General features: G+C 64.9%; 9 protein-coding genes and 1 pseudogene. All 10 read left to right on the top strand.

Annotation, left to right across the window (positions count from 1 at the left end):
* A pseudogene (locus tag VEI45_RS10625) lies at nucleotides 1-369 on the top strand (TetR/AcrR family transcriptional regulator); the annotation flags it as partial.
* A gap of 10 nt (nucleotides 370-379) precedes the next feature.
* The gene (locus VEI45_RS10620; protein ID WP_324852885.1) at nucleotides 380-1618 is read left to right on the top strand and encodes an acyl-CoA dehydrogenase family protein; all 1239 of its coding nucleotides are present in this window, start codon (nucleotides 380-382) and stop codon (nucleotides 1616-1618) included.
* Nucleotides 1619-1620: 2 nt separating this feature from the next.
* Entirely contained in the window at nucleotides 1621-2589 is a 969-nt protein-coding gene (locus VEI45_RS10615; protein WP_414687446.1) for a phosphotransferase family protein, read from the top strand.
* Between the two features lie 17 nt (nucleotides 2590-2606).
* Nucleotides 2607-3539, top strand: coding sequence for a catalase family peroxidase (locus VEI45_RS10610; RefSeq protein ID WP_324852881.1), 933 nt, complete (start codon nucleotides 2607-2609; stop codon nucleotides 3537-3539).
* Complete coding sequence (locus VEI45_RS10605; protein ID WP_324852879.1) at nucleotides 3539-3898, top strand: DUF6285 domain-containing protein; 360 nt, start codon at nucleotides 3539-3541, stop codon at nucleotides 3896-3898. Before VEI45_RS10610 ends, VEI45_RS10605 begins: the two co-directional genes overlap by 1 nt.
* Nucleotides 3899-3909: 11 nt before the next feature.
* Entirely contained in the window at nucleotides 3910-4323 is a 414-nt protein-coding gene (locus VEI45_RS10600; RefSeq protein ID WP_324852877.1) for a DUF4440 domain-containing protein, read from the top strand.
* 71 nt (nucleotides 4324-4394) lie between these two features.
* Entirely contained in the window at nucleotides 4395-4931 is a 537-nt protein-coding gene (locus tag VEI45_RS10595; RefSeq protein ID WP_324852875.1) for a YceI family protein, read from the top strand.
* A 16-nt stretch (nucleotides 4932-4947) separates the two neighbouring features.
* Complete coding sequence (locus VEI45_RS10590; protein ID WP_324852873.1) at nucleotides 4948-5385, top strand: hypothetical protein; 438 nt, start codon at nucleotides 4948-4950, stop codon at nucleotides 5383-5385.
* Nucleotides 5386-5684: 299 nt separating this feature from the next.
* Nucleotides 5685-6062: an NADH-quinone oxidoreductase subunit A gene (locus VEI45_RS10585; protein WP_324852887.1), complete on the top strand. Its 378-nt coding sequence runs from the start codon at nucleotides 5685-5687 to the stop codon at nucleotides 6060-6062.
* A gap of 8 nt (nucleotides 6063-6070) precedes the next feature.
* Entirely contained in the window at nucleotides 6071-6625 is a 555-nt protein-coding gene (locus VEI45_RS10580) for an NADH-quinone oxidoreductase subunit B family protein (RefSeq protein ID WP_324852871.1), read from the top strand.
* The last annotated feature ends 97 nt before the right edge of the window (nucleotides 6626-6722 follow it).

The raw sequence follows: 6722 nt of genomic DNA, 5'->3' as shown, positions 1-6722 counted from the left end.
GATGACGACGCGTTCTTTACCGCCGTGGTCACTGGTTACTGGAACATGTTCAAGCAGAACATCGGCATCATGATCGCCGTAGCGCAGCTGGCGGCGACCCAGCAACGGTTCGCCGCCGTCCAGAACGAATTCCGGCGATTCGGCATGGACATCGTCGCGGCCTCGGCACGCCGTGCCCAGGAACAGGGCTACGGAACCGAGCTCAACCCAGAACACACCGCCGCGGCCATCGCCTTGTTGTTCGAGAACTTCACCACCGTGTTCGTCGGGTCCTCCGGCCTTGGCCTAGAGATCAACGACGAGGATGCGATTGCAACGTTGTCGACGATCTGGAAAAGAACCCTGTACGGCAGCGTAACAAGATCTTAAGGAGATAGCAGTGGATTTCACTCTGCCAGAACACCTTCCGGGACTACTCGCCGACATGGATGCGTTCATCGAACGTGAGATCGCCCCGCTGCAAGCCGAGAACATGCAGTACTTCGACCAGCGCCGGGAGCATGCCCGCACCGATTGGGACAACGACGGCATCCCGACCCGAGAGTGGGAGGATCTGCTCTCCGAGATGCGCCGACGGGCCGACAAGGCCGGCTGGCTGCGCTATGGATTGCCGACGTCGCTGGGTGGCCGCGACGGCACCAACGTCGACATGGCCGTCATCCGGGAGCATCTGGCGCACAAAGGCCTTGGCCTGCACAACGACTTACAGAACGAATCATCGATCGTCGGCAACTTCCCGCAGGTGATTATGATGGAACGCTTCGGCACCGATGCGCAACGCGCCCTGTGGTCAGAGGCGCTGATCACCGGAGAACGATCCATGGCCTTCGGGCTCACCGAGCCGCAGCACGGATCCGATGCGACCTGGCTGGAAACGCACGCCAAACCCGACGGCGACGACTGGGTGATCAACGGCGCCAAGCGATTCAACACCGGCGTCCACCGCGCCACACATGACTTGATCTTCGCCCGCACATCCGGCGAGCCGGGGCAGGCCCGCGGCATCACCGCGTTCCTGGTGCCAACCAGCGCGCCGGGATTCACCGTCCCGTACTACTGGTGGACGTTCAACATGCCCACTGATCACGGCGAAGTCGAGCTCAATGACGTCCGGGTGCCCGCCGACGCGGTACTCGGTGAAGTGGATCGAGGGCTGGAGGTTGCGCAAACGTTCCTGCACGAGAACCGAATTCGGCAAGCGGCCAGCAGCCTGGGCGCGGCGCAATACTGCATCGATCGGGCCGCCGAATACGCCGGCGAACGAACGGTGTTCGGCAAGCCGCTGGCGGTCAACCAGGCCGTGCAGTGGCCGCTGGCCGAGCTGCAGACCGAGGCCCAGATGGTGCGGCTACTGGTGCAGTACGCGGCCTGGCATTTGGACCGCAACCACCACATGGAGGTGTCCGACAAAGTCTCGATGGCCAACTATCGGGCAAACCGACTGGTCTGCGACGCCGCGGACCGTGCCATGCAGATTTTCGGTGGCCTGGGTTACAGCCGTCACGAACCCTTCGAGCACATCTACCGTCACCACCGCCGCTACCGGATCACCGAGGGTGCAGAGGAGATTCAGATTCGCCGGGTGGCGCAACGGTTGTTCAAGTTCGGTAAAAAGTGACCCTGCAAGACAGCTTGCCCGTGGTGTTGCACCCGATACTGGGCCGCGACGTGGCGATCGACAATCTGCGCGCGTTGACCGGCGGTGCCAGCCGAACCACGTGGGCATTCGATGCGGTCACCCCCGATGAACGGCGGTCGCTGATCCTGCGCATCGGCCCCCCTGACGACCTGCACGCCGGAATGGAGCTCGAAGCCCGCGCTCAGGCTGCCGCCGCGGCCGCCGGCGCGCCGGTTCCCCAGATTTTGGTTGCCGACGATTCGCCTGCCGCACTGGGCAATCCGTTTTTGATCTGCGATGAGATCAAAGGCGAGACCATCGTTCGGCGCATAGAACGCCAACTCGACGAAGCGGGTCGGGCCCGGTTGCTGAGTCAGTGCGCGCACGCGCTGGCCGCCATCCATCGGGCCGAACCGCACGACCCGGAGCTTTCGGCCCAGGATCAACTCGCGGAATGGCGCGGCCGACTGGACGCCATCAGCGACACCACCGCCACATTCGAGTGGGCTTTTCGGTGGCTCGCCGCCCACCGGCCCGCGCCGTCACCGTCGCGCCTAGTGCACGGCGACTACCGGATGGGCAACCTCATCATCGACGGATCCCAGCTGGCGGCCGTGCTGGACTGGGAGCTGGTGCACATCGGCGAGGTCTATGAAGACCTGGCCTGGTTCTGCATCCGGGCTTGGCGGTTCGGCGCTCCGGCCGACCGCGCTGCCGGCGGCTTAGGCAGTGTCGAGGATTTTCTTGCCGCCTACGAACAGGCCGGCGGGGCTACGGTCGATCGGGTGGCGTTTCATTGGTGGTTGGTGCTGGCCACGCTGCGCTGGGGTGTCATCTGCCGCTACCAAGCGGAGCGCCACTTGAGCGGGCAGACCCGCTCGGTGGAGCTGGCGGCGATCGGCCGCCGCGTCTGCGAGACCGAGTGGGATCTGCTCACGTTGCTAAATAAGGCTGCGCCAGATGCCCGTTGAGTGCCTAAGATGCCGCTGTGGTCACTCCTGAGCAAGCCATCGACACCATCCGCGAAACTGGCGGGGCACAACCCGGCTACCGGGCGTTGCACGCCAAGGGCAAGCTGTACCGCGGCACCTTCACCGCCACCACCGACGCCGCCCAACTCTCCCGCGCCGCACACCTCAACGGCTCTGACGTGCCCGCGCTGATCCGATTCTCCAGTGGGTCAGGCAATCCGGCGCAGCCAGACAATGCTCCAGGGGTGCGCGGGTTGGCGGTGAAGTTCACACTGCCGGACGGGCGGACCACCGACGTATCCACGCAGACCGCGAAGCTATTTCCGGCCAGCACACCCGACGGCTTCATCGACCTACTCCGTGCGTCGCGCCCTGGGGCGACCGCACCGCTGCGCCTCGCCGGCTACATCGCCACCCACCCCCGTTTCTTGGCCGCGTTACCGGTCGTGCGCGCCGCGAATCGAGTGCCGGTCAGCTACGGCACCGTCGCGTACCACGGGTTGCACGCTTTCCGCTGGGTCGCCGCCGACGGCAGCGCGCGATTCGTTCGTTACCACTTGGTTCCGGCCGCGGGCGAACAGTTCCTGTCCCCGGACGTCGCTAAGACGAAGAGCGCGAACTTCTTGACCGAAGAACTCGACGAGCGCCTCGCGACCGAACCGGTCCGGTTCTCCTACCAAGTCCAGGTCGCGGCGGAGGGCGATTCGACCGTCGATCCATCCAAACCGTGGCACAGCACCCAAACCGTTACCGTCGGCACCCTCGCCATCACGGGCGTCGACACGGAACGCGAGCATGGCGGTGACATCGTCGTATTCGATCCCATGCGCGTCACCGACGGCATCGAGCCCTCGGATGATCCAGTGCTGCGGTTCCGCACCCTCGCTTACTCGGCATCGGTGAAGCTGCGCACGGGTGTGGATCGCGGTCCCGAGGCGCCCGCGCTGTGATGACGTTCCAGGCCGCTTCGTCCAACCCACTGCACGGCCGCCCCACCGCGGCTGAGCTTGTCGGTGCGGTCGCCGAGTTCCTCGAAACGGACGTCCGGGAGTCGACGGCCGGCCAGGTCAATTTCCATGCCCGGGTTGCGGCCAACGTGCTGCGCATCGTCGAACGTGAATTGCTCGTCGACTCGGCCGACGATGTCACCGGTGTGCTGGCCGGCGTCGGGTTTGACGACGAAGCCCAGTTGGCTGCCGCTATTCGTGCTGGGATGCTGGACGAGCGCAGCGGACAAGTGCAATCGGCTCTGCGCGCGTTGGTAAGTCACCGGCTGTCGGTGGCGCATCCCGGTTACCAGAACGAATAGAAAGACACCCAGTGCCCGCTACCGGCCCCGGCCACAGTCAGCACGTCATCGCCGAGGTGGCCGGCCAGCTGTTCGCGGCGATCGAGCGAAGCGATGAGGCGACGCTCAATCGGCTCTTCGATGACGACATCGCGGTATGGCGGGTGGGCGCCCACCGCGACGACGATAAAAAGCGGGCGCTGAAGGTGCTGCACTGGTTCATCGGGGTCACCACGCAACGCCGCTATGAAATCCTCGACCGCCAGCTGTTCCCCGACGGTTTCGTCCAGCAGCACATCCTGCACGCCACCGGCCGCGACGGCGCATTGATCGCCCTGCGGGTCTGCATCGTGATTAAGTTGGGGGTCTCCCCTAGTTCTCAACCCCTGATCAGCCGTATCGATGAGTACTTCGACCCGGCCGAACTCGCCCCGTTGATGAACTAGCCGGCAACGGAGGTGCCGATGACCCGCGCCGACGACGATGCAGCGCGAAGCGATGAGAAGGAGCGGCGCGCATGACCACAGTGGAAATATTGCTGAGCGATCCTGACACCGCGGGGGTATGGAACCTCGTTCCCGACGAATCCACGATCAGCTTCAAGATCAGAAACATGTGGGGCCTGATCACCGTCAAAGGCCGATTCACCGACGTCAACGGCGACGGCCAGATCACCGGCAAGGGGGCCATCTTCGGCCGCCTCGACATCCAGGTGGCGTCGTTGCGAACCGGAATCCGTAAACGCGACCAGCATCTGCTGTCCGACGATTTCTTCGACGCCGAACGCTTCCCGGAGATCAGCGTCGTCGTTACCGCCGTGCAACCGACCACCGGTAACGCCGCAGATTTACGCGCCACCCTCAGCATCAAGGGGGTCACCGCCTCGGTGCCGCTGCCGGTCCGGATCATCCTGCTCGACGACGGCTCGGTGCGGGTCTTGGCGAAAATCGAGGTCGACCGGGCCCAGTTCGGCCTGGGCTGGAACCGGCTCGGCATGATCGCCGAGCGGGCGACAGCGTCGGCCGACGCCTGTTTCGTGCGGGCGCCCCGGTAGACCCCATCAGGCCGCTATGCGGCCGGCATCGTCGCTGGGCAGTACGATCTGCACCGTGTCTGCCACCAGCCCACTGCGGATCCTCGTGTACAGCGACAACGCCAAGACCCGACAGGACGTCATGCTGGCATTGGGCAAACGGGTGCACCCGGATCTGCCCGAGCTGAGCTACGTCGAGGTGGCCACCGGACCGGTAGTCATCCAGCAGGTGGACGCCGGAGGCATCGATCTGGCCATCCTTGACGGCGAGGCGACCCCCACCGGCGGCATGGGCATCGCGAAGCAGCTGAAAGACGAAATTGCGCAGGGACCGCCGGTCGTGGTGCTGACCGGACGGCGCGACGATGCCTGGCTGGCCAACTGGTCGCGCGCTGAGGCCTCGGTCCCGCAGCCGATCGATCCGATCCGGCTCAGCCGGACGGTGCTCGAGCTGCTGCGCCCTCCGGTGCATTAGCTGAACAGCGTCTGCAGAGCGCACCCGAACACCGGCCGCCGATCGCGGCCTGACAGTGCGACGGCCCCGATCCCGCCGTCGCCTTACCAGCCAGCGAAATAGCCTCGTGCCCTTGGCGATTCGTGACCAAAGGATAGCCGTCCGGCCGTCGCGTACTTCGGGCGGCCGACCACCCACCGGGCGGTGGGGAGAGGTCACATCTAGACTGCTGAGCGCGGGACTAGACACGATCGCTAGGCTGTGGTTGCGCTCACAGTGAGTCAGGCCATGGACAACCAGTGAGGGAGCGTCTTCGCAGCATGAATCTGTACCTACCCATCCTGGTGCTTGGGGGGATCGCGGCTGCTTTCGCCCTCGGCTCGGTCGCCATCGCCCAGATCATCGGTCCTTCGCGCTACAACCGGGCGAAGCTGGAGGCCTACGAGTGCGGCATCGAACCCAGCGACCAGCCGGCCAATGCGCCGCACGCCGGCAGCGGGCAGCGGTACCCGGTGAAGTACTACCTGACAGCGATGCTGTTCATCGTCTTTGACATCGAAATCGTGTTTCTCTACCCATGGGCGGTCAGCTACGACAAGCTAGGGGTATTCGCGCTGGTCGAGATGGTCGTGTTCGTGCTCACCGTCTTTGTGGCCTACGCGTACGTGTGGCGCCGCGGCGGCCTGACCTGGGATTGAGGTAAGACGTGGGTCTGGAGGAGAAGCTGCCGAGCGGTCTCTTGCTGACGACCGTCGAAACACTGGCGGGCTACTTCCGCAAGAACTCGTTGTGGCCGGCAACGTTTGGATTGGCGTGCTGCGCGATTGAGATGATGGCCACCGCCGGCCCCCGATTCGACATCGCCCGCTTTGGCATGGAGAGGTTTTCGGCAACACCCCGGCAGGCCGATCTGATGATCGTGGCCGGCCGGGTCAGCCAGAAGATGGCGCCGGTGCTGCGTCAGATCTACGACCAGATGGCCGAGCCCAAATGGGTGCTTTCCATGGGCGTGTGCGCGTCGTCGGGCGGGATGTTCAACAACTACGCGATCGTCCAGGGCGTGGACCATGTTGTGCCGGTGGACATCTACCTGCCCGGCTGTCCGCCCCGTCCGGAGATGCTGTTGTACGCAATCCTCAAGCTGCACGACAAGATTCAGGAGATGCCGTTGGGCGTCAACCGTGAGCAGGCCATCGCCGAAGCCGAACAGGCGGCGCTGGCCGCCAGGCCGACGATCGAGATGCGCGGACTGCTGCGATGAGCTCGCCGGAGCACGACCCGAAGCGGGCAGCCAGCGAGGTGGGCGGAGCTCCCGTTGCCGCCGACCAATCCGGTAAAGAGGTGATCGACGTTCGCCG

It is taken from the genome of Mycobacterium sp. (genome assembly GCF_035623875.1).
Lineage (GTDB): Bacteria > Actinomycetota > Actinomycetes > Mycobacteriales > Mycobacteriaceae > Mycobacterium.
This window is presented reverse-complemented; position numbering and strand designations above follow the sequence as displayed.